Consider the following 18,096-nt stretch of genomic DNA (forward strand, 5'->3'; position numbering starts at 1 on the left):
TCAATCAATCGTAACGGTTACCGCGCGGCGGTTCCTGGCCCAGCTTGCCTCGTCCGAGCCGAGCGCCACGGGGCGTTCCTTGCCATAGCTGATGGTGTTGAGCCGGGCGGCATCGATGCCCAGGCTCACCATGTAGTTCTTGGCGGCATTGGCGCGGCGTTCGCCCAGCGCCAGGTTGTATTCGCGGGTGCCGCGCTCGTCGGCATGGCCCTCGATCGTCGCGCGTTTGGCCGGATAGCGGGCCAGCCAGGTGGCCTGGGCCTGCAGCGCGGCCATGTCGGCGCTATCGATATTGAAGCGGTCGGTGTCGAAATAGATCGAATCCTGACCCATCATCCGGGCCACGAAATCGGCCTGGCTGCCGGGCACGGGGCCGGTGCGGCCGCCATCGGTGGCGGCGGTGGAAACGGCACCGCCCGGATCCGGCGGCATGGTCTTGGGGGCCTTGCCGGCGCAAGCGCCAAGAACAAGGCTGACCGCCAGCACGGCGGCAACGGAAATGCGCTTGTCAGTCATCGTTGTCTCCTGTTGCTCCCCTTGCCGCAAAACCTGTCGGCACCAGCGCCTGAACCGTCCTTGAACTGGCCTTTAAGGGGCACACGGTCAACCCACAGCAGGCACACCATGGCCACCTCAGGGGCCAATTCAGGGCCGCAGCGGCCCCCAGGCGGGATCGGAACCATCGACCGGGGTCGGCAGGCGGCGCTCGTTGCGCCCGGTCAGATCGACTTGCCAGAGCGAAGCCTTGCCGCTGCCGCGCGCCGTGCGGAAGAATTGCACGATTCGGCCGTTGGGGGCCCAGGTCGGTGCCTCGTCCTGCCACGAGTCGGTCAGGTACCGCATCCCCTTGCCGCTGGGGTCCATCACCGCGATGCGCAGGTTCCCGGCGATGTGGGTAAAGGCGATCTGATCGCCGCGCGGGCTCCATTCGGGCGTGGCCGAGCGGCCGCCGAAGAAGCTGATCCGGCGCTGGTCGGTGCCGTCGATATTCATCACATAGACCTGCTGGCTGCCCGACCGGTCGCTTTCGAAAACGATCCGCTTGCCGTCGGGCGAGAAGCTGCCGCCGATGTCGATCCCCGGGGCATCGGTCAGCCGCACCGCTGCGCCGCCGCTGGCGGGCATCTTGTAGATGTCGGTATTGCCGCCCGCCGCCATCGAATAGAGCACCCACTTGCCATCGGGCGACCAGCGCGGCGCGAACAGCGGATTGCTGGTCTGCAGCAGCAGCCGCTGGCTGTTGCGCTCAAGGTCGTAGATGTAGATCCGCGGCTGGCCGTTGAAATAGCTGAGATAAAGGATCGACTTGTAATCGGGCGAATAGCGCGGGGTCAGCGCGATGGTCTGCCCGGTGGTCAGATAGCGGTGGTTGGCCCCGTCCGAATCCATGATCGCCAGTCGCTTCATCCGGCGATCCTTCGGCCCGGTTTCGGCAATATAGGCGATCCGGCTGTCGAAGAACGGGTTCTCGCCCGAGAGGCGCGCATAGACGAGGTCAGCGCACTTGTGCGCGGCGCGGCGCCAGTCGGTGGGGGCCACCTGCCAGGCCGCGCTGGCCAACTGCTGCTTCAGCGCGACGTCATAGAGATAGCAGCCGACCAGCAGCTGGTTGCCCTCGCCCGGGCGGACAAAGCCCTGAACCAGCATTTCCGCGCTGCGGCCCGACCAGGTCTGATAGGCCGGCGCGCGCACTTCCTCATAGGCCGGGCGTGGCAGGGTTTCGGGGCCAACCGGCTTGAACAGGCCATTGTTCTTGAGGTTGGCGGTGATGATCTGCGCGAGGCTGGTGCCAAGCGCGGCGGTCGAGCCGGCGCTGGTCGCGGTCGGCACGTCGGCATTGGTGGCGAAGGCGGGGATGGCGATGCCCAGGTCCTGCCAGTCGGACTCATCGAGAACTTCTATCGCTGCCTCTGGTGCCGCTTGAGTTGGCGGGACCGTTTCCTGCGCCAGGATGGGAGCAGAAAAAAGAGCAAGTGTAACAAGAACTGCACTGGGCTTCATAGTTTAGATGCTCTTTCTCATACGGATCGGCGGGGGTTTCTTCCAAGCTTCATATAACTCATTCGGTAGCTGGAATGGTGCAGCTAGTTGAAGCGCACGTACTGCTTCTTCGGCATGTCGTCTTGCTTGACTTCGGTTTGAATCAGTAATCCCCTCTTGGTTCAAAACCTTGGGAGCACCGGCAAGAGATCCGTCTGGGTTGAGTTCAATTGAGACTATCGTGACAAGCTTTTCGGTGTCCACGCCTTGTGGGACACGCCCCTGCCATTTGGGCTTTATCTGCCGAAGTATCGCGCTGGCCAGCGCCGAACGCACCGCCGGGCCGATCGCGGCGGCCGGTTGCCCGGTGGCGGGACCGGTGGCCGTGGCGCCGGGCGTGCCCTTCAGGAAATCGGGGCCGATCCGGCTGCCCCCTGCCGGACCCTTGGGCGGCGTTTGCGGCTGGGCCTTGGTCACCGGGGCTTTGGTGGCTGGAGTTTTCGTGGGAGGAGCCTTGGTCGGCGGCGTCTTGACTGGCTGGGCCTTGGCGGGCGGCGCCTTGGGTGCCGGTGTTGGCTGCGCCTTGGGTAGCGGACGCGGTTCCGGTTTCGGCTCTGGTCGGGCCTGGGGCGGCGCGGGTACCGGCGCGGGCGGCGGCGGAGTGGCATCCATTCCCAGTTCGGGGGCCTGGTCAGGCGCGGCGGCGGCGGCTGGATCGGGCGAGGTCGAGGTGAGGCCCACGTCCTCGCTCAGCGTCACGGTCATCCGCTCGGGCATGGGCAGCGGCTTTGGCCCCGGTTGGAGTGCCAGGACAGCCACCAGCGCGACATGGGCCGCCAGCGCAATCGCCAGTGCCACGCCTTCATCGCGCCTGATGAGAGCCCGGTCCATGGCGCTATTCCTGCGGCGTCGCGCCTGAACCGCCGGTGACCGCTGGCTCAGCGGCCGGGGCGGCGGCATTGGTGACCAGCGAGATCGCGTTGAACCCGGCCCGGTTGAGCTCGCCCATCACCGCCACGACCTCGCCATAGTCCAGCGCCTTGTCGGCCCTGAGGGTCACCAGCGGCGGCTTGTCATCGGCCCCGCGCGGCACGCTGGCCAGTTCGCGGGGCAGTTCGGCCAGGGTTACTTCGGCATCGTCGATGTAGAGCTTGCCCGCGCTGTCCAGCGTCAGGTTCACCTGGGCCTGTTCCTGGTCAAGCGCCCGGGCATTGCTGTCCGGCAGGTTGACCGGAACCCCGGCATTGAGCAGCGGCGCGGTGACCATGAAGATGATCAGCAGCACCAGCATGACATCGACAAAGGGCGTCACGTTGATCTCGGCAATCGGGGCGCGACTGCCCCGCCCCCGGCGGCCGCACCGCGCTCCACCGCCGCCAGACAGCTGCGCTCCCATCAGGCCGCGTCCAGTTCGCGGCTGAGGCTGGCGTGGAACCGGTCGGCAAAGCGCTGCAACCGGGCTTCCAGCCGGTTCACGCCCTGGGCAAAGCGGTTATAGGCAATCACCGCCGGGATCGCCGCGAACAGGCCGATCGCCGTGGCGAACAGCGCCTCGGAAATCCCCGGCGCGACCACGGCCAGCGACGAGTTTTCCTGTGCGCCGATCTGGAAGAACGAATTCATGATCCCCCAGACCGTGCCGAACAAGCCAATGAAGGGGGCGACCGAGCCGGTCGTGGCGAGGAAGCCGAGCCGTTCGGACAGCTTGTCCGCCTCGTGCGCCACGGCGCTGTCCATCGCGGTCGCCAGCCGCTGGCGCACGCCTTCGCGGTCAATCGCCTTGGCGGCGGTGGAGCGCCGCCATTCGCCCAGCCCCGCCGCGACGATCCGCGCGCTGGGCACTTCGCCCGCTTCCTTGCCACCGCGTTCGGCCTGGAAGGCCTCGATATCGCTGGCCTTCCAGAAATCGCGTTCATAGGCATCGCAGCGCTTGCGGATTCCGGCCATGCGCAGGCCGAACGAGATCACGATCGCCCAGACCCAGACCGAGGCCAGCACCAGCCCGGCCATGACCGACTGGACCACGATATCGGCGGCCAGGAACAGCTCGATCGGATCGAGCCGGGTGGGGCCGGTTACAGGCGCGGCGGCGGCAAGCGAAGCAAGAACGGTCATGCGGATCCTTCGGTGGATGGGGTGGCGGGCATGATGGTGGCAAAGGCCGCGCGCCAGGGCGCGGGCATCCGGCGCGGACGACCATCGGGAGCAACGAAACCGACCCGCAGCCGCGCTTCGGCCAGCAGCAGGCCATCCTCGCGGCGGGCGATCTGGTGCATCCGGCACGAGGCCGCGCCCAGCTCCTCGCAGGTCGTCTCGATGAACACGGCATCGTCGAGCCGGGCCGGGGCGGCATAGCGGATCGACAGGTCGGCCACGGCAAAGGCCCCCTCACCTGCCTCGTTCACCGCGCGCTGGTCGATCCCCAGCAGCCGCACGAAGTCGCTGCGGGCGCGTTCGAACCAGCGCAGATAATTGGCATGATAGACCACGCCCGACAGGTCGGTGTCCTCGAAATAGGCGCGCACGGCGAAGTGGTGCACGGTTCCATCGATCAGGCCAGCGGGTGGGGCGGGATATGACGCCATAGCCCCAGCCTTAGCCGGGGGGCGAGTCGCAGGGCAAGCGCTGGATCAGTCGAACCGCGCCAGCATCGGGCCGAGCGGTTTCCCGCCGAACAGGTGAACATGCAGGTGCGGCACTTCCTGGTGGCCGTTATGGCCGATGTTGGCGAGCAGCCGGTAGCCCGGCTCGACCAGCCCGAGCGAGCGGGCGACATGGCCCACCGCGCGGACAAACCCGGCGATCTCCTCGGCCGCCGCCCGGGCCGAGAAATCGTCCCAGCTGACATAGGCGCCCTTGGGGATCACCAGCACATGGGTGGGCGCCTGGGGATTGATATCGTGGAAGGCCAGCGCCCATTCGTCTTCATAGACCGTGCGGTTCGGGATTTCCCCGCGCAGGATCTTCGCGAAGACGTTCTGGCTGTCATAGGGCAGGGTCGGGTCGATCGGCATCATTCGCTCCGGCTGGCTTTTTCGGCGATTCCGCTGGTGCCTTCGCGGCGATCGAGTTCGGCCAGGACCTCGTCGAGCGAGACACCCTTGGCATCAAGCAGCACCAGCAAGTGAAAGATCGTGTCGGCCGCTTCGCCAACCAGCTCCTCATGGGTGCCGGCCAGGGCCGCGGTGATGGTTTCAACCGCCTCTTCCCCCAGCTTGCGCGCGATCACCGGCAGGCCACGCGCATAGAGCTTGGCCACCCAGCTGGAGGCCGGATCGGCATGGCGGCGCGCGGCGATCGTCGCGGCCAGGCGGGCAAGGGTATCGGGGGCGGTCATGACCCGGCAGGAAATGCGGTGACAGCCCCAAGCCGTCAAGCAATTCAATCCAGCGGAGGGCGCTTTCCGCCGTAGCGGCCGATGATCACCCCCAGCACGCCCAGCGCCAGCAGGGTCGCCGCGCCGGGATCGGGGATCGGCGTACCCGCACCCGGCCCGGAATTGGCCAGGGCGGGAGCATCCGCACCGAGCAGCAGCAGGGCCAGCAGTAGCTGGGGCCAAGCGCGCCGCAGGGAGTGGAAATGCGTCATCGCAATGGTTTACGCAATCTCCATGCCAGCACCGCCCGGGGCGCGGAGTCGCGTCGAGTTAATGGTTAAGGGTTAGGTGCATTTGCTAACAGATGTAAACCGCGCCGACTCCGCCTCAGCCCCGCGCGGGCAGTCCGGCAGCGCGCAGGGCCGCGTGGGCCTCGGCAATGGTATGTTTGCCGAAGTGGAAGATCGAGGCCGCCAGCACCGCGCTGGCATGGCCCCTGGTCACGCCTTCGACCAGGTGCTCAAGCGTGCCGACCCCGCCGCTGGCGATCACCGGCACCGAAACGGCATCGGCAATGGTCGCGGTCAGGTCGAGGTCATAGCCGCGCTGAGTGCCATCCCCGTCCATCGAGGTGACCAGCAGTTCGCCAGCGCCCAGCCCTGCCAGCCGCATGGCATGTTCCACTGCATCGATCCCGGTCGCCTTGCGGCCGCCGTGGGTGAAAATTTCCCAGTTGCCGCGCGGGGTGCGCCGGGCATCGACCGAGGCAACCACGCACTGGCTGCCAAAGCGTTCGGCAATATCGGCCACCACTTCGGGCCGGCTCACGGCGGCGGAATTGACCGCCACCTTGTCGGCCCCGGCCAGCAGCAGCGCGCGGGCATCCTCCACCGCGCGCACCCCGCCCCCGACCGTCAGCGGCATGAAGCAGACTTCCGCCGTTCGCCGCACCACGTCGAGCAACGTGCCGCGCCCTTCGTGGCTGGCGCTGATATCGAGGAAGCACAGCTCATCCGCCCCGGCCGCGTCATAGGCCCGCGCCTGCTCGACCGGATCGCCGGCATCCTTGAGGTCAACGAAGTTCACGCCCTTGACCACCCGGCCATCGGCGACATCGAGACAGGGGATGACGCGAACGCGGACGGTCATGCGCGGTTGGCCATCGCGATGGCGGCGGCGAGGTCCAGTCGGCCTTCGTAAAGCGCGCGACCGGTGATCACGCCCTCGATTCCATCCACCGCGTGGAGCGAGAGGATGTGGATGTCATCAAGGCCCTTCACGCCGCCCGAGGCAATCACCGGCAGATCGACCTGGCGGGCGAGTTCCACCGTCGCGTCGATATTGACGCCCTTCAGCAAGCCATCGCGGCCAATGTCGGTGAAGAGCAGGCTGGCCACCCCGGCATCCTCGAACCGCCGGGCCAGATCGACCACCGGCACGTCGGACACCTCGGCCCAGCCTTCGGTCGCGACCATGCCGTCGCGGGCATCGACCGCGACGACGATCCCGCCGGGAAACTCGCGCGCCATGTCCTTGACGAATTCCGGGTCCTTGAGCGCGGCCGAGCCCATCACGACCCGCGACACGCCCAGGTCGAACCAGCCTTCCACCGCTTCGCGCGTACGGATCCCGCCGCCCAGCTGGACGTGGCCATCGAAGGCCTCGAGAATGCTTTCCACCGCCGCGCGGTTCTCCGCCCGGCCAGCAAAGCTGCCGTCGAGATCGACCACGTGGAGGAACTGCGACCCGGCAGCGGCGAACAGCTGCGCCTGGGCGGCCGGGTTGTCACCATAGACCGTCGCGCGGTCCATATCCCCTTCGGACAGGCGGACAACCTGCCCGCCCTTGAGGTCGATAGCGGGAAAAACGATCATTGCTGGCCTTTCCACCGGGCGTTCATCGCAGGGGCAGAACGCTTGGACCGCCTGGACCAGTCTCTAATCGCAAAAAAGTCTGACCCCACAGATGCCACGGCCAGGCCATGAACAGAGGTCGTGAAAGCAGGGTTGCGCATCGCGCCACCATGCCATGACGTGGCGCGGTAGGACAGCGGCTGAGCGCGGCTCACGGCTTCCATTCCAGGAACCTTTCCAGCAGGGCAAGGCCATAGGCCTGGCTCTTTTCGGGGTGGAACTGCACCCCCAGGATCGTGTCGCGGCCCACGGCTGCCACCAGCCCGCCGCCATGGTCGGTCATGGCCAGGGGATGGTGCCCGTCATCGGGGACGAAGTGGTAGGAATGGAGGAAATAGGCCTCGCCCGCGTCCAGCAGCGGGGCATGGGGACGGACGAGGACATCGTTCCAGCCCATATGGGGGATCTTGATCGCGGGATCGGTCCGCTCGATCAGCCGCACTTCGCCGCCGATCCAGTCCAGCCCCGGGGTCACGCCATGCTCCACCCCGCGCGAGGCGAGCAATTGCATGCCGACGCAAATGCCCAGGAACGGCGCTGCGCCAACCAGCACCCGTTCGGTCATCGCCTCGACCAGGTGGGGGATCGCCCGCAGCCCTTCGGCGCAGGCCTTGAAGCTGCCGACGCCGGGCAGGACAATGCGGTCCGCTGCGCGGACCACGTCCGGGTCGGCGGTGACCTGAATCCCTTCCGCCCCGGCGGCCTTCAGCGCATTTGCCACCGAGTGAAGATTGCCTGCGCCATAATCGACGAGGGCAATGACTTCAGCCACCGAGCTGACCCTTGGTCGACGGGATCGCCCCGCCCTTGCGCGGATCCAGCTCCACCGCCTGGCGCATCGCCCGGGCAAAGCCCTTGTAGATGCCTTCGCAGATATGGTGGTTGTTGGTGCCGTAGAGCAGCTCGATATGCAGCGTGATGCCCACCGCCTGGGCGATCGACTGGAACCAGTGCTCGAACAGCTCGGTATCCATTTCGCCCAGCCGTTCCTGGGTGAACTTCGCGTTCCAGACCAGCCAGGGGCGGCCCGAAATGTCGAGCGCGACGCGGGCCAGCGCCTCGTCCATCGGGCTGTAGGCGGTGCCATAACGGCCGATCCCGGCCTTGTCGCCGAGCGCCTGGGCAATCGCCTGGCCCAGCGCGATCGCGCTGTCCTCGGTCGTGTGGTGCTGGTCCACGTGCAGGTCGCCCTTCACGTGGCACGTCACGTCGATCAGCGAGTGGCGGCTGAACTGCTCGATCATGTGATCGAGGAACCCGATCCCTGTGGAGACGTCATAGGCCCCCGTCCCGTCGAGGTTCACTTCGACGAGAATGTCGGTTTCGTGAGTCTTGCGGGCGATCCGTCCGGTGCGCATGGGGCTGGCCTATAGGCCGGAAATGGCCCTGTGCAAGCGCTTTGCCCTTGACCATGGCGTCAGGCAAAGCCACTTGGAGGCCATGAGCGATGAAGCCCCCGATAGCCTGATCCCCTATGACGAGATCGTGCAGGAGGCCCTGCGCGCGGTAGTGGGCCGGGTGCTGGGCCAGGTCGAGGCCGGAGGCGGCGTGCTGCCGGGCGCCCATCATTTCTACATCACTTTCAAGACCGGGGCGCCGGGCGTGTCGATCCCGACGCACCTGAAGGAGCGCTTCCCGGACGAAATGACCATCGTGCTGCAGAACAAGTTTTGGGACCTTGGCGTCACCGAGGACGGGTTCACGGTCGGCCTTTCGTTCAACCAGCTGCCGGCCAAGCTCGACGTGCCCTTTTCGGCGATCACCGCCTTTGTCGATCCGGCGGTCGATTTCGGGCTGCAGTTCCAGGCCATGGTGCCCGATGCCGCGCCCGAACCGCATGACGAGGCCGGGAATGACGAACCCCCGGTGGCCGATGGCGAGCCGGGTTCCAACGTCGTCACGATCGATTTCGGGCGCAAGAAATGACCCTGCCCGATCGCCTGTTGGCGCGGCTGGCGCGGCAAGGCGGCGGACGACTGCTCAACACCGCGATTGCCAAGGCGCTGCCCGACACGCCCGAACCGGCCGGGCAGAAACGCAACCTGCTGTCCGGGATCGCCGGAGCCGTGGCGATGCGGGTGGCGACCCGCTCGGTCCCTGGCGCAATCGTTGTCACCTCGGGCCTGATCGCCAAGAAGCTCTATGACCGGCGCAAGGCCCGCAAGGGTGCGGCGCAGGCGCAGGCGAAGACGCAGGCGGTAGGGCAAAAAGACACCGGCGAGACTTGATCGCCCGCCCGCCTTGCGCGATTGGAGCGCATGGCATCATCTGACACCCTGCAACGCCGCGGCCTGATGTTCATCCTGTCCTCGCCCTCGGGCGCGGGCAAGACCACGATCAGCCGGATGCTGCTGGACCGCGATCCCGCGATCAATCTGTCGGTTTCCGCCACCACCCGGCCGATGCGCCCGGGCGAAGTGGACGGGGTGCATTACCACTTCGTCGACCAGACCGAGTTCGAACGGATGGTCGAAGCGGACGAGTTCTATGAATGGGCCACGGTCTTCGGCCATTCCTATGGCACGCCCAAGGCCCAGATCCGCGCCGGGCTAAAGGAAGGGCGCGATTACCTGTTCGATATCGACTGGCAGGGCACCCAGCAGCTTTACCAGAAGGACCAGCAGGACGTGGTCCGCGTGTTCATCCTGCCGCCCAGCATCGACGAACTGCGCCGCCGCCTGACCGGCCGGGGCACCGACAGCGCCGAAGTGATCGCCGCCCGGATGGAACGCGCCCGGGCCGAAATCAGCCACTGGGACGGCTATGACTATGTCGTGATCAACGACGATGTCGAAGCCTGCTACACCCAGGTCTGCGAAATCCTCCACGCCGAACGGATGAAGCGCGCCCGCCAGACCGGGCTGATCGGCTTCGTGCGCGGGTTGATGAAGGATTAGGGCCAGGATCCTAGGGCAAGCCGGCCCGACCGACATCGACCTCCGCGACCAGCACCTTGCCCAGCGGGGCCTTGGCCGCCTCGTGCGCATCCGAACTCGGCGCGACGAGCATGAACAGGTGCTTCCCTTCCGGCCCGCCGAGCATGCAGGCATAGCAAGGCAGGCCCGTTTCGATCACTGCCAGCACTTCGCCACCGGGCGCGATCAGCGCGCATTCCGGGGCCAGCGGGTTGGCAATCCACACCGCGCCTGACGCATCGAGGCAGATCCCGTCCGGTACGCGCGGCCAGGTGGGCGCCCATTCTCGGCGGTTGGTGAGGGTGCCATCGTCGGCAATGTCGAACGCTGTCAGCCGCCCGCCCAGTGTCTCGCCCACGATCAGCGTGCCGCCGTCGGGGGTGATGACCATGCCGTTGGGAAAGCTGAACTTTTCACCGGGGGCGGCATCGCTGACGGTGCCATCGGGCTGGACCAGCGCGAGCACGGTGGTCGGGTGATCGCCGATCACGCTTTCCGGGCCGCGAGCGCGCAGTTCGGCATCCAGATCGAAGCCGAAGTTGCCGACATAAGCCCGGCCCTGCCCATCGACGACCATGTCGTTGCAGAGGAAAGCGGAATGGCCGGTCAGGTCGGCATGGCGCTCGAACCGGCCATCGGGCCAGCGCCGCCAGACCTGGCGAAGTTCCATCCGCACCACCAGCAGCGAGCCATCGGGCAGCCAGCCAAGGCCGGAAGGGCGCCCTTCCAGCTCCAGCTCGGCCTGCAGGTCTCCCGCCAGCGAGACCGAGCAGACCCGGCTGGCATAGAAGTCTGACAGCCACAACCGGCCCTCATGCCAGCGCGGTCCCTCGCCAAAGTAGATCCCTTGAGCGAGCGTGCGGACCGCGCGGCTCATGGCTCAGTGCCCCGAAGGATCGTTGAACACTTCCGGGATCCAGGCGTTGACGATGCCGCCGTCGATCGGGATCGTTGTGCCGACCACATAGTCGCCCGCGCGGCTGGCGAGGTAGATCGCGCCCGCTGCCATGTCTTCGGCCGCGCCCACCCGCTTGTAGGGGATGCCCTTGGCGCTGCCTTCAGGGTTCTTCGCCGCGGCCTTGTTCATCTCGCTGGGGAAGGCCCCCGGCGCGATCCCGGTGCAGACGATGTTGTCCTTGATCAGGCGCGCGGCAAGGCGCTTGGTCAGGTGGATCACCGCCGCCTTCGAGGCCTGGTAGGAATAGGTCTCCCACGGGTTCGGCCGCAGGCCGTCGATCGAGGCGATGTTGATCACCTTGGCCGGAGCCTGGAAGGTGCCCGCCGCCTTGAGCAGACCGTGGAGCTGCTGGGTCAGGAAGAACAGGCTCTTGACGTTGAGGTCCATCACCTTGTCCCAGCCGGCTTCGGGGAACTGATCGAATTCCGCGCCCCAGGCTGCCCCGGCATTGTTGACCAGGATGTCGAGCTTCGTCTCGCGGGCCGAAATATCGGCCACCACGCGCTTCAGGTCTTCCATCTGGCTGAGGTCGCCCGGGATACCGATCACCTTGCCGGGGTACTGCGCCTCGAACTCGGCAATCGTCTCGGCGATCTGCTCGCGCTTGCGGGCGGTGATGTAGACCCGCTCACACCCGGCGGCGAGATAGCCCTCGAGGATCATCTTGCCGATCCCGCGGCTGCCGCCGGTGATCAGGGCAACCTTGCCTTCAAGGCTGAACAGTTTCGAAAAATCCATCACCCAATTCCTTCATCGTCACCCCGGACCTGATCCGGGGTGACGGCCCAGGTTCAGTAGCCGCTCAACTGCGCCACGCGCTCCGCGTGGTAATACATGTCGCCCATGAATTCGGACAGCGCGCGGTCGCGCTTCATGTAAAGGCCGATGTCGTACTCGTCGGTCATGCCGATCCCGCCATGCATCTGCACCCCTTCCTTGACCGCGAGGCTGGCGGCCTTGCCGGCCTTGGCCTTGGCCACCGAAACCATCAGCTCGGCCTTGTCCGACCCGGCATCAAGCATCTGCTGCGCCTTGATGACCGAGGCGCGGGCAATTTCCAGCTCCGAATAGAGGTGCGCGGCGCGGTGCTGCAGCGCCTGGAACTCGCCGATCAGCTGGCCGAACTGCTTGCGCTGCTTGAGGTAGGTGGTGGTCATGTCAAAAGCGCCGCCCGCCACGCCGACGCTTTCCGCCGCCGCGCCGACCCGCCCGGCATTGAGCACCCGGTTGAGCAGCTCGCGCCCGGCATCGACCTCGCCGATCACGGCATCGGCATCGACCTGGACGCCATCGAGCTTCACATGGGTCGCCATCGAGCTGTCGACCAGCCGGACCGCATCCTGGCTCAGGCCAGCAGCATCCTTGGGCACGGCGAACAGGGTGATCCCGTCATTGTCATCGTCGGCACCGGCAGTGCGGGCGGCGACGACCAGCATATCGGCGCTGCCACCGTGGACCACGAAGGCCTTGCCGCCGGTGATCCGGAAGCCGTTGCCAGCGCGCTCGGCGCGGGTGGCGATCCGTTCGGGGCGGTGCTTGGGCCCTTCGTCGATCGCCACGGCGAACACGCTGTCACCGGCAAGCAGCCCGGGCAGGTAGCGCCCGCGCAGGTCGGCACTGCCCGCGCCAATCGCGGTAGCGGCCATGACCGAGCTGGTCAGGAAGGGCGATGGCGTCAGGTTGCGGCCGATTTCCTCGAGCACGATCCCGGCTTCGACATGGCCCATGCCCAGCCCGCCATCGGCCTCGGCCACCAGGATCCCGGTAAAGCCCAGTTCGGCGAACTGCTTCCACAGCGCGTGGCCAAACCCATCCTTGCACTGCTTGTCGCGCCAATGGCGCAGCTGCTTGGCGATGGTGCCTTCGTCGGACATGAACTGGCGCGCGGTGTCGGCCAGCATGGCCTGGTCTTCGGTGTGATATAGCGCCATGGCTCAGGCTCCCGGCAGGTCGAGAATGCGTTTGGAAATGACGTTGAGCATGACCTCGCTCGTGCCGCCTTCGATCGAATTGGCCTTGGTCCGCAGCCAGGTGCGCGCCTTCGAGCCGCCGCCCGACGCCTCGCTGTCCCACTCCAGCGCGGCCGATCCGCCCGCCGCCATCAGCAGCTCGTGACGGCGCTTGTTGAGCTCGGTCCCGGCGTACTTCATCATGTTCGGCTGGGCGGGGTGCGCCTTGCCGACCTTGATCTCATCCAGGAACTTCTCGCCCATCGCGCTGAAGGCCAGGGCATCGACATCGAACATGGCCAGTTCGGCGCGCAGCAGCGGGTCTTCGAGGCCATTGCGCTTGGCAAAGGCGCCGATGGTGTTGAGCCGGTCATTGCCGCCTGCGCCCGAGATCATCTCGCGCTCATGGCCGAGCAGGTACTTGGCCACGTCCCAGCCGCGGTTCAGTTCGCCCACGATCTGGTGCTTGGGCACCTTCACATTGTCGAAGAAGGTTTCGCAGAACGGCGAATTGCCGCTGATCAGCAGGATCGGCTTGGTCGAGACACCGGGGCTTTCCATGTCGAACAGCAGGAAGGAAATGCCCTGGTACTTGTTGGTCTTGTCGGTGCGGACCAGGCAGAAGATCCAGTCAGCCTTGTCGGCATAGGAGGTCCAGATCTTCTGGCCGTTGACCACCCAGTGATCGCCCTTGTCCTCGCCATAGGTCTGGAGCGACACGAGGTCCGAACCCGAGCCCGGCTCCGAATAGCCCTGGCACCAGCGGATTTCGCCGCGGGCGATCTGGTTCAGGTAATGGACCTTCTGTTCCTCGGTCCCGAACTTGAGCAGCGCCGGGCCAAGCATCCAGATCCCGAACGAGGAGAGCGGCGGACGCGCGCCGATGCGATTCATTTCCTCGCGCCAGATCTTGGCTTCGGCTGGGCTCATCCCCGCGCCGCCATAGGGCTTGGGCCAGTCCGGCACGGTATAACCCTTGGCCGCGCAGCGATCGAGCCACAGCTTCTGGGCCTCGTTCTTGAACTGGAACTTGCGGCCGCCCCAGCAGATATCATCATCGCTGCGGGCGGGCTGGCGCATTTCGGGCGGGCAGTTTTCTTCCAGCCAGGCGCGGATTTCGGCCCGGAAGGCTTCAAGGTCAGACATGGTCAAGAGCTCCTCTCTTAATCGAGAGGTTAAGGCGACTCGGGCACCGCGTGCAAGCGCGGATTTCCTTGGCCTTGACCTGCCCGCCTTGCCGTAACGTCAACCGGTTTGGCGTTGACCGCGCTCCCATCCGGCCTAAGCTGGCGTCCAAACAAAACCGAGGGACAAGAGGATATGCGCTTCGCAGGAAAGGTCGCCGTGATTACCGGCGCGGCATCGGGCATCGGCAAGGAAACCGCGCGGCTGTTCGCCAGGGAAGGGGCGAAAGTCTATGCCGCCGACCTCGATCTGGCCGGGGCCGAGGCGCTGGCCGTGGAGGTACCGGGAATCGTGCCAATGGCCTGCGATGTCTGCGATGTGGCGCAGATCAAGGCCATGCTCGATCGCGCCGGCGGCGAGAACGGCGGGATCGACGTGCTGTTCAACAATGCCGCGGCCGGCGGCGCGCGCGGCGGGATCGAAGAATGCGACGAGGCCGGCTGGGACTGGACGATGAACCTCGTGCTGCGCTCGGTCGCCATGGGGATCCATCACGCCGTGCCGCACATGAAGGGCCGCCCCGGCGCGGCAATCGTCAACACCAGCTCGGTCGCCGCCGTCGGCCCGGGCTATTCCCCCACCGCCTATGCCGTGGCCAAGGCCGGGGTGCTGCATCTGACCAAGTGCGCGGCAACCGACCTGGCCAAGTTCGGCATCCGCGTGAACGCGGTGCAGCCCGGCTTCATCAACACCAACATCTTTGCCGCCAGCCTGGAAGTGAGCGGTGACGACAAGGCGACCGTCAACGCGATGATCGCCCAGATGTCGAGCCATGCCCAGCCCGTCCCGCGCGGCGGCCAGCCGCGCGACATTGCCGAGGCCGTGGCCTTCCTGTCCAGCGATGCCGCCAGCTTCATGACCGGCGCCTCGATGATCGTTGACGGGGGCATTACCCTGGGCCCGCGCCATTCGTGGGATCCCGAAGCGCCGGGGCTGTTCGACACGATCCAGGCCTTTATCGAGGCCCGTGAGGCCGGAGCCTCCGGCCAGTGACCCCGATCGAGGGCAAGGTCCCGACGCGGCTTGCCCTGTTCCACGGCCTGGGATCGATCGCCTATGGCGTGAAGGACAACGGCCTCTCCACATTCCTGCTGCTATATTACAACCAAGTGCTGGGGATGGACGCCATGCTGGTCAGCCTGGCGCTGATGCTGGCGCTGGTGATCGACGGGGTGATCGATCCGGTGATCGGCTACCTGTCGGACCGGACCCACACCCGCTGGGGCCGCCGCCTGCCCTGGCTGTACCTCGCGCCGATCCCGCTGGGCGTGGTCTGGTACCTGCTGTGGGCGGAAACCCAGCAGCCCACTTTCTGGGGCCTCGTTGGCCTGGTCGTGGCGATCCGGGTGCTGGTCTCCTGTTGCGAAGTGCCCTCGATCGCGCTCGTGCCCGAACTGACCCGCGACTATGACGAGCGCACCCGGCTGATGCGGTTCCGCTTCCTGTTCGGCTGGGGCGGCGGCCTGCTGGTGATGTTCCTGGCCTATAACGTGTTCCTGGCCGATGGCCTGCTGAAACCCGAAGGCTATCGCGCCTATGGCCTGACCGGGGCGATCCTGATTACCGGGGCAGTGCTGGTATCCGCGCTGGCCCAGCACCGGGTTGCTGCCGGCTATCCGCCGCCGGTGCGATCGAAGTTCAGCCTGGGAACCGCCTTTGCGGAACTGCGCGAAAGCTTTTCGCACCGCGCCTTCGTGATCCTGCTGATCGGCGGAGGCCTCGCCTATACCAGCCAGGGCATCACCTTCTCGATCAGCAATTACCTCTACCTGTTCATCTGGCGCTTCAGCTCAACCGACCTGATGCTGTTTCCCTGGGTGCTGTTTGCCAGCGTGGTGGCCTGCTTCATGCTGCTGCCGCACCTTCATGCCCGCTGGGGCAAGCGCGATACGGCAATGGTCGCGGCGCTGCTTGGCGCGGGCTTCTGGGTCACCCCGTTCCTGCTTCGCGCCGGCGGGCTGTGGCCAGAGGTGGGCACCCCGGCCTCAACCTATCCGCTGTTCCTGCTGTTCTTCTGCTCCAACCTGTTCAGCGTATCGGCGATGATTTCCGCCAGCTCGATGGTGGCCGACGTGGTCGAGGCATCGGAAGAACAGACCGGGCGGCGCAGCGAAGGCGCCTTCTTTGCCGGGAACATGTTCATGGCCAAGTGCGCCACGGGCCTGGGCATCTTCGTGACCGGGCAGCTGCTGGCCTTTTCGGGCCTGCCCCAGAAGGCCACGCCCGGCGAGGTGCCGATGGAGATCATCGACACGCTGTCGCTGACCTATGCCGCGGTCGTGGCGGTCTTTGCCGTGGCCGTCAGCCTGGTGATCCGCCGCTTCCCGATCACCCGGGCCGATCACGAGGCGCGGCTGGCTGCCCTCGCCGCCGCCCGCGCCAATCCCGATGCGGAGGGCATGCACCCCTAGCGCGACCGCTTAACCGACCGATTAAACCCCCTTGGCGGCGCCTTCCGGCTCTGCCACAGTCAATCCAAACACAGACTCGATCATAATCGCAGGAAAGGATCACCCATGGATTTCGAACCCACCGAACGGCAGCGCTACTGGCGCGATCGTGTACGCCAGTTCATCGAGAGCCATGTCCGCCCGCGCAACGACGACTACAAGGCCGAGGACAAGAGCGGCGAGCGCTGGAAGGTGCTGCAGGTGGTCGAAGAGGAGAAGGCCCGCGCCAAGGCCCAGGGCATCTGGAACCTGTTCATGCCGCCGCGCAATTCCGGCCATCACCACGTCGATGAAACCTTCGAATTCGAAGGTCCGGGGCTGACCAACCTTGAATACGCCATGTGCGCCGAGGAAATGGGCCGGATCGGCTGGTCGTCGGAAGTGTTCAACTGCTCTGCGCCCGATACCGGCAACATGGAAGTGCTGCACCGCTATGGCACCCGCGAACAGAAGGAACAGTGGCTGAAGCCGCTGATGAACGGCGAAATCCGTTCGGCCTTCCTGATGACCGAGCCGGCCGTGGCCAGCTCGGACGCGACCAATATCGAGACCGCGATCCGCCGCGAGGGCGACGAGTACGTCATCAACGGTCGCAAGTGGTGGTCGTCGGGCCTGGGCGATCCGCGCTGCAAGGTCGCGATCGTGATGGGCAAGACCGATTTCGAGGCCAAGCGCCACCAGCAGCAGTCGATGGTGCTGATGGAACTGGACCGCCCCGGCGTCGAAGTGATCCGCCACCTGCCGGTGTTCGGCTATGACGACGCCCCGCATGGCCACATGGAAGTGGTGATGAAGGACGTCCGTGTGCCGGTGTCCAACATGCTGCTGGGCGAAGGCCGCGGGTTCGAGATCGCGCAGGGCCGCCTCGGGCCGGGCCGCATCCACCACTGCATGCGCACCATCGGCGTGGCCGAGGAAGCGATTGCCAAGATGGCCAAGCGGCTCCAGTCGCGCGTCGCCTTCGGCAAGACCGTGGCCGAACACTCGATCTGGGAACAGCGCATCGCGCAGGCCCGGATCGACATCGAAATGACCCGCCTGCTCTGCCTCAAGGCGGCGGACATGATGGACAAGGTCGGCAACAAGGCCGCCGCGCTGGAAATCGCCATGATCAAGGTCCAGGCCCCCAACATGGCGCTGCGGATCATCGACGATGCGATCCAGGCCCATGGTGGCGGCGGCGTTTCGGACGATTTCGGCCTCGCTTCGGCCTGGGCGCACCAGCGCACCCTGCGCCTGGCGGACGGTCCGGACGAAGTCCACGCCCGTGCCATCGCCCGGATCGAGTTCGCCCGCCATTCGGAAAACGCCAAGAAGGACAACTCGTTCAGCTCGGGCGATCTGGGCGTGGCCCGATAAGACTGGCGTCGTCCCGGGCTTGACCCGGGACCGCTGGCCACGTTTCGCGGTGCCGGCCCTGCCGGCCAGCG

Annotated in this window: 23 protein-coding genes; 6 read left to right on the forward strand and 17 right to left on the reverse strand. The window is 66.3% G+C overall.

Annotated elements, in window-relative coordinates:
- The 13 genes from pal to hisB all read right to left on the reverse strand — a co-directional run bounded on the left by pal (position 1) and on the right by hisB (position 8,567).
- Positions 1 to 516, reverse strand: a complete 516-nt coding sequence (gene pal, locus O9281_RS00300; protein WP_298181549.1) for a peptidoglycan-associated lipoprotein Pal — start codon at positions 514 to 516, stop codon at positions 1 to 3.
- Between the two features lie 129 nt (positions 517 to 645).
- A complete protein-coding gene (gene tolB / locus O9281_RS00305) occupies positions 646 to 2,001 on the reverse strand; it encodes a Tol-Pal system beta propeller repeat protein TolB (protein WP_298181551.1) in 1,356 nt (451 codons plus the stop codon).
- 3 nt (positions 2,002 to 2,004) lie between these two features.
- Positions 2,005 to 2,871, reverse strand: a complete 867-nt coding sequence (locus O9281_RS00310; RefSeq protein WP_298181555.1) for a hypothetical protein — start codon at positions 2,869 to 2,871, stop codon at positions 2,005 to 2,007.
- A gap of 4 nt (positions 2,872 to 2,875) precedes the next feature.
- A complete protein-coding gene (locus O9281_RS00315; protein WP_298181558.1) occupies positions 2,876 to 3,376 on the reverse strand; it encodes an ExbD/TolR family protein in 501 nt (166 codons plus the stop codon).
- Complete coding sequence (tolQ, locus tag O9281_RS00320; protein ID WP_298181561.1) at positions 3,376 to 4,095, reverse strand: protein TolQ; 720 nt, start codon at positions 4,093 to 4,095, stop codon at positions 3,376 to 3,378. Before tolQ ends, O9281_RS00315 begins: the two co-directional genes overlap by 1 nt.
- Positions 4,092 to 4,565, reverse strand: coding sequence for a YbgC/FadM family acyl-CoA thioesterase (locus O9281_RS00325; RefSeq protein ID WP_298181563.1), 474 nt, complete (start codon positions 4,563 to 4,565; stop codon positions 4,092 to 4,094). The genes tolQ and O9281_RS00325 overlap by 4 nt, the downstream gene beginning before the upstream one ends.
- A 45-nt stretch (positions 4,566 to 4,610) precedes the next feature.
- Positions 4,611 to 4,994, reverse strand: a complete 384-nt coding sequence (locus O9281_RS00330) for a histidine triad nucleotide-binding protein (RefSeq protein ID WP_298181564.1) — start codon at positions 4,992 to 4,994, stop codon at positions 4,611 to 4,613.
- Positions 4,994 to 5,317: a phosphoribosyl-ATP diphosphatase gene (locus O9281_RS00335; protein ID WP_298181566.1), complete on the reverse strand. Its 324-nt coding sequence runs from the start codon at positions 5,315 to 5,317 to the stop codon at positions 4,994 to 4,996. The genes O9281_RS00330 and O9281_RS00335 overlap by 1 nt, the downstream gene beginning before the upstream one ends.
- Positions 5,318 to 5,361: 44 nt before the next feature.
- On the reverse strand, positions 5,362 to 5,568 hold the full coding sequence (locus O9281_RS00340) for a hypothetical protein (RefSeq protein ID WP_298181568.1): 207 nt from the start codon (positions 5,566 to 5,568) through the stop codon (positions 5,362 to 5,364).
- A 115-nt stretch (positions 5,569 to 5,683) separates the two neighbouring features.
- On the reverse strand, positions 5,684 to 6,445 hold the full coding sequence (gene hisF, locus O9281_RS00345) for an imidazole glycerol phosphate synthase subunit HisF (protein WP_298181570.1): 762 nt from the start codon (positions 6,443 to 6,445) through the stop codon (positions 5,684 to 5,686).
- Positions 6,442 to 7,170, reverse strand: coding sequence for a 1-(5-phosphoribosyl)-5-[(5-phosphoribosylamino)methylideneamino]imidazole-4-carboxamide isomerase (hisA, locus tag O9281_RS00350; RefSeq protein WP_298181573.1), 729 nt, complete (start codon positions 7,168 to 7,170; stop codon positions 6,442 to 6,444). Before hisA ends, hisF begins: the two co-directional genes overlap by 4 nt.
- 190 nt (positions 7,171 to 7,360) lie before the next feature.
- Positions 7,361 to 7,981, reverse strand: a complete 621-nt coding sequence (gene hisH / locus O9281_RS00355; RefSeq protein WP_298181576.1) for an imidazole glycerol phosphate synthase subunit HisH — start codon at positions 7,979 to 7,981, stop codon at positions 7,361 to 7,363.
- Positions 7,974 to 8,567, reverse strand: coding sequence for an imidazoleglycerol-phosphate dehydratase HisB (gene hisB, locus O9281_RS00360; protein WP_298181579.1), 594 nt, complete (start codon positions 8,565 to 8,567; stop codon positions 7,974 to 7,976). The genes hisH and hisB overlap by 8 nt, the downstream gene beginning before the upstream one ends.
- An 82-nt stretch (positions 8,568 to 8,649) precedes the next feature.
- On the opposite strand from hisB, the gene O9281_RS00365 reads away from it, so the two are divergent.
- Genes O9281_RS00365 through gmk form a run of 3 tightly spaced genes read left to right on the forward strand, consistent with a single transcriptional unit; the run spans position 8,650 to position 10,106 of the window.
- A complete protein-coding gene (locus O9281_RS00365) occupies positions 8,650 to 9,135 on the forward strand; it encodes an SspB family protein (RefSeq protein WP_298181582.1) in 486 nt (161 codons plus the stop codon).
- Positions 9,132 to 9,437, forward strand: a complete 306-nt coding sequence (locus O9281_RS00370) for a hypothetical protein (RefSeq protein ID WP_298181585.1) — start codon at positions 9,132 to 9,134, stop codon at positions 9,435 to 9,437. Before O9281_RS00365 ends, O9281_RS00370 begins: the two co-directional genes overlap by 4 nt.
- A gap of 30 nt (positions 9,438 to 9,467) precedes the next feature.
- Positions 9,468 to 10,106, forward strand: a complete 639-nt coding sequence (gmk, locus tag O9281_RS00375; protein WP_298181588.1) for a guanylate kinase — start codon at positions 9,468 to 9,470, stop codon at positions 10,104 to 10,106.
- 10 nt (positions 10,107 to 10,116) lie between these two features.
- Here the strand turns inward: gmk and O9281_RS00380 are convergent, their stop codons facing one another.
- Genes O9281_RS00380 through O9281_RS00395 form a run of 4 tightly spaced genes read right to left on the reverse strand, consistent with a single transcriptional unit; the run spans position 10,117 to position 14,177 of the window.
- On the reverse strand, positions 10,117 to 11,001 hold the full coding sequence (locus O9281_RS00380; protein ID WP_298181591.1) for an SMP-30/gluconolactonase/LRE family protein: 885 nt from the start codon (positions 10,999 to 11,001) through the stop codon (positions 10,117 to 10,119).
- 3 nt (positions 11,002 to 11,004) lie between these two features.
- Positions 11,005 to 11,820, reverse strand: a complete 816-nt coding sequence (locus O9281_RS00385) for an SDR family NAD(P)-dependent oxidoreductase (protein WP_298181594.1) — start codon at positions 11,818 to 11,820, stop codon at positions 11,005 to 11,007.
- 53 nt (positions 11,821 to 11,873) lie between these two features.
- On the reverse strand, positions 11,874 to 13,013 hold the full coding sequence (locus O9281_RS00390; protein WP_298181596.1) for an acyl-CoA dehydrogenase family protein: 1,140 nt from the start codon (positions 13,011 to 13,013) through the stop codon (positions 11,874 to 11,876).
- Positions 13,014 to 13,016: 3 nt separating this feature from the next.
- Positions 13,017 to 14,177 carry an acyl-CoA dehydrogenase family protein gene (locus O9281_RS00395; protein ID WP_298181598.1) on the reverse strand — a complete coding sequence of 387 codons (1,161 nt, stop codon included), beginning with the start codon at positions 14,175 to 14,177 and terminating at the stop codon, positions 13,017 to 13,019.
- 174 nt (positions 14,178 to 14,351) lie between these two features.
- Between O9281_RS00395 and O9281_RS00400 the strand changes: the two genes are divergently transcribed.
- From O9281_RS00400 to O9281_RS00410, 3 genes are all read left to right on the forward strand, one after another.
- The gene (locus tag O9281_RS00400; RefSeq protein ID WP_298181601.1) at positions 14,352 to 15,209 is read left to right on the forward strand and encodes an SDR family NAD(P)-dependent oxidoreductase; all 858 of its coding nucleotides are present in this window, start codon (positions 14,352 to 14,354) and stop codon (positions 15,207 to 15,209) included.
- Positions 15,206 to 16,627, forward strand: a complete 1,422-nt coding sequence (locus O9281_RS00405) for an MFS transporter (RefSeq protein ID WP_298181605.1) — start codon at positions 15,206 to 15,208, stop codon at positions 16,625 to 16,627. The genes O9281_RS00400 and O9281_RS00405 overlap by 4 nt, the downstream gene beginning before the upstream one ends.
- Before the next feature lie 105 nt (positions 16,628 to 16,732).
- On the forward strand, positions 16,733 to 18,025 hold the full coding sequence (locus O9281_RS00410) for an acyl-CoA dehydrogenase family protein (protein ID WP_298181607.1): 1,293 nt from the start codon (positions 16,733 to 16,735) through the stop codon (positions 18,023 to 18,025).
- Positions 18,026 to 18,096 lie beyond the last annotated feature (71 nt).

Source organism: Novosphingobium sp. (assembly GCF_027531025.1).
GTDB lineage: Bacteria > Pseudomonadota > Alphaproteobacteria > Sphingomonadales > Sphingomonadaceae > Novosphingobium.

What these genes read in the sequence shown, in the direction of transcription:
- pal (WP_298181549.1), bottom strand. Translation starts at nt 516, where the DNA reads ATGACTGACAAGCGCATTTCCGTTGCCGCCGTGCTGGCGGTCAGCCTT.
- tolB (WP_298181551.1), bottom strand. Translation starts at nt 2,001, where the DNA reads ATGAAGCCCAGTGCAGTTCTTGTTACACTTGCTCTTTTTTCTGCTCCC.
- O9281_RS00310 (WP_298181555.1), bottom strand. Translation starts at nt 2,871, where the DNA reads ATGGACCGGGCTCTCATCAGGCGCGATGAAGGCGTGGCACTGGCGATT.
- O9281_RS00315 (WP_298181558.1), bottom strand. Translation starts at nt 3,376, where the DNA reads ATGGGAGCGCAGCTGTCTGGCGGCGGTGGAGCGCGGTGCGGCCGCCGG.
- tolQ (WP_298181561.1), bottom strand. Translation starts at nt 4,095, where the DNA reads ATGACCGTTCTTGCTTCGCTTGCCGCCGCCGCGCCTGTAACCGGCCCC.
- O9281_RS00325 (WP_298181563.1), bottom strand. Translation starts at nt 4,565, where the DNA reads ATGGCGTCATATCCCGCCCCACCCGCTGGCCTGATCGATGGAACCGTG.
- O9281_RS00330 (WP_298181564.1), bottom strand. Translation starts at nt 4,994, where the DNA reads ATGCCGATCGACCCGACCCTGCCCTATGACAGCCAGAACGTCTTCGCG.
- O9281_RS00335 (WP_298181566.1), bottom strand. Translation starts at nt 5,317, where the DNA reads ATGACCGCCCCCGATACCCTTGCCCGCCTGGCCGCGACGATCGCCGCG.
- O9281_RS00340 (WP_298181568.1), bottom strand. Translation starts at nt 5,568, where the DNA reads ATGACGCATTTCCACTCCCTGCGGCGCGCTTGGCCCCAGCTACTGCTG.
- hisF (WP_298181570.1), bottom strand. Translation starts at nt 6,445, where the DNA reads ATGACCGTCCGCGTTCGCGTCATCCCCTGTCTCGATGTCGCCGATGGC.
- hisA (WP_298181573.1), bottom strand. Translation starts at nt 7,170, where the DNA reads ATGATCGTTTTTCCCGCTATCGACCTCAAGGGCGGGCAGGTTGTCCGC.
- hisB (WP_298181579.1), bottom strand. Translation starts at nt 8,567, where the DNA reads ATGCGCACCGGACGGATCGCCCGCAAGACTCACGAAACCGACATTCTC.
- O9281_RS00365 (WP_298181582.1), top strand. Translation starts at nt 8,650, where the DNA reads ATGAGCGATGAAGCCCCCGATAGCCTGATCCCCTATGACGAGATCGTG.
- O9281_RS00370 (WP_298181585.1), top strand. Translation starts at nt 9,132, where the DNA reads ATGACCCTGCCCGATCGCCTGTTGGCGCGGCTGGCGCGGCAAGGCGGC.
- gmk (WP_298181588.1), top strand. Translation starts at nt 9,468, where the DNA reads ATGGCATCATCTGACACCCTGCAACGCCGCGGCCTGATGTTCATCCTG.
- O9281_RS00380 (WP_298181591.1), bottom strand. Translation starts at nt 11,001, where the DNA reads ATGAGCCGCGCGGTCCGCACGCTCGCTCAAGGGATCTACTTTGGCGAG.
- O9281_RS00385 (WP_298181594.1), bottom strand. Translation starts at nt 11,820, where the DNA reads ATGGATTTTTCGAAACTGTTCAGCCTTGAAGGCAAGGTTGCCCTGATC.
- O9281_RS00390 (WP_298181596.1), bottom strand. Translation starts at nt 13,013, where the DNA reads ATGGCGCTATATCACACCGAAGACCAGGCCATGCTGGCCGACACCGCG.
- O9281_RS00395 (WP_298181598.1), bottom strand. Translation starts at nt 14,177, where the DNA reads ATGTCTGACCTTGAAGCCTTCCGGGCCGAAATCCGCGCCTGGCTGGAA.
- O9281_RS00400 (WP_298181601.1), top strand. Translation starts at nt 14,352, where the DNA reads ATGCGCTTCGCAGGAAAGGTCGCCGTGATTACCGGCGCGGCATCGGGC.
- O9281_RS00410 (WP_298181607.1), top strand. Translation starts at nt 16,733, where the DNA reads ATGGATTTCGAACCCACCGAACGGCAGCGCTACTGGCGCGATCGTGTA.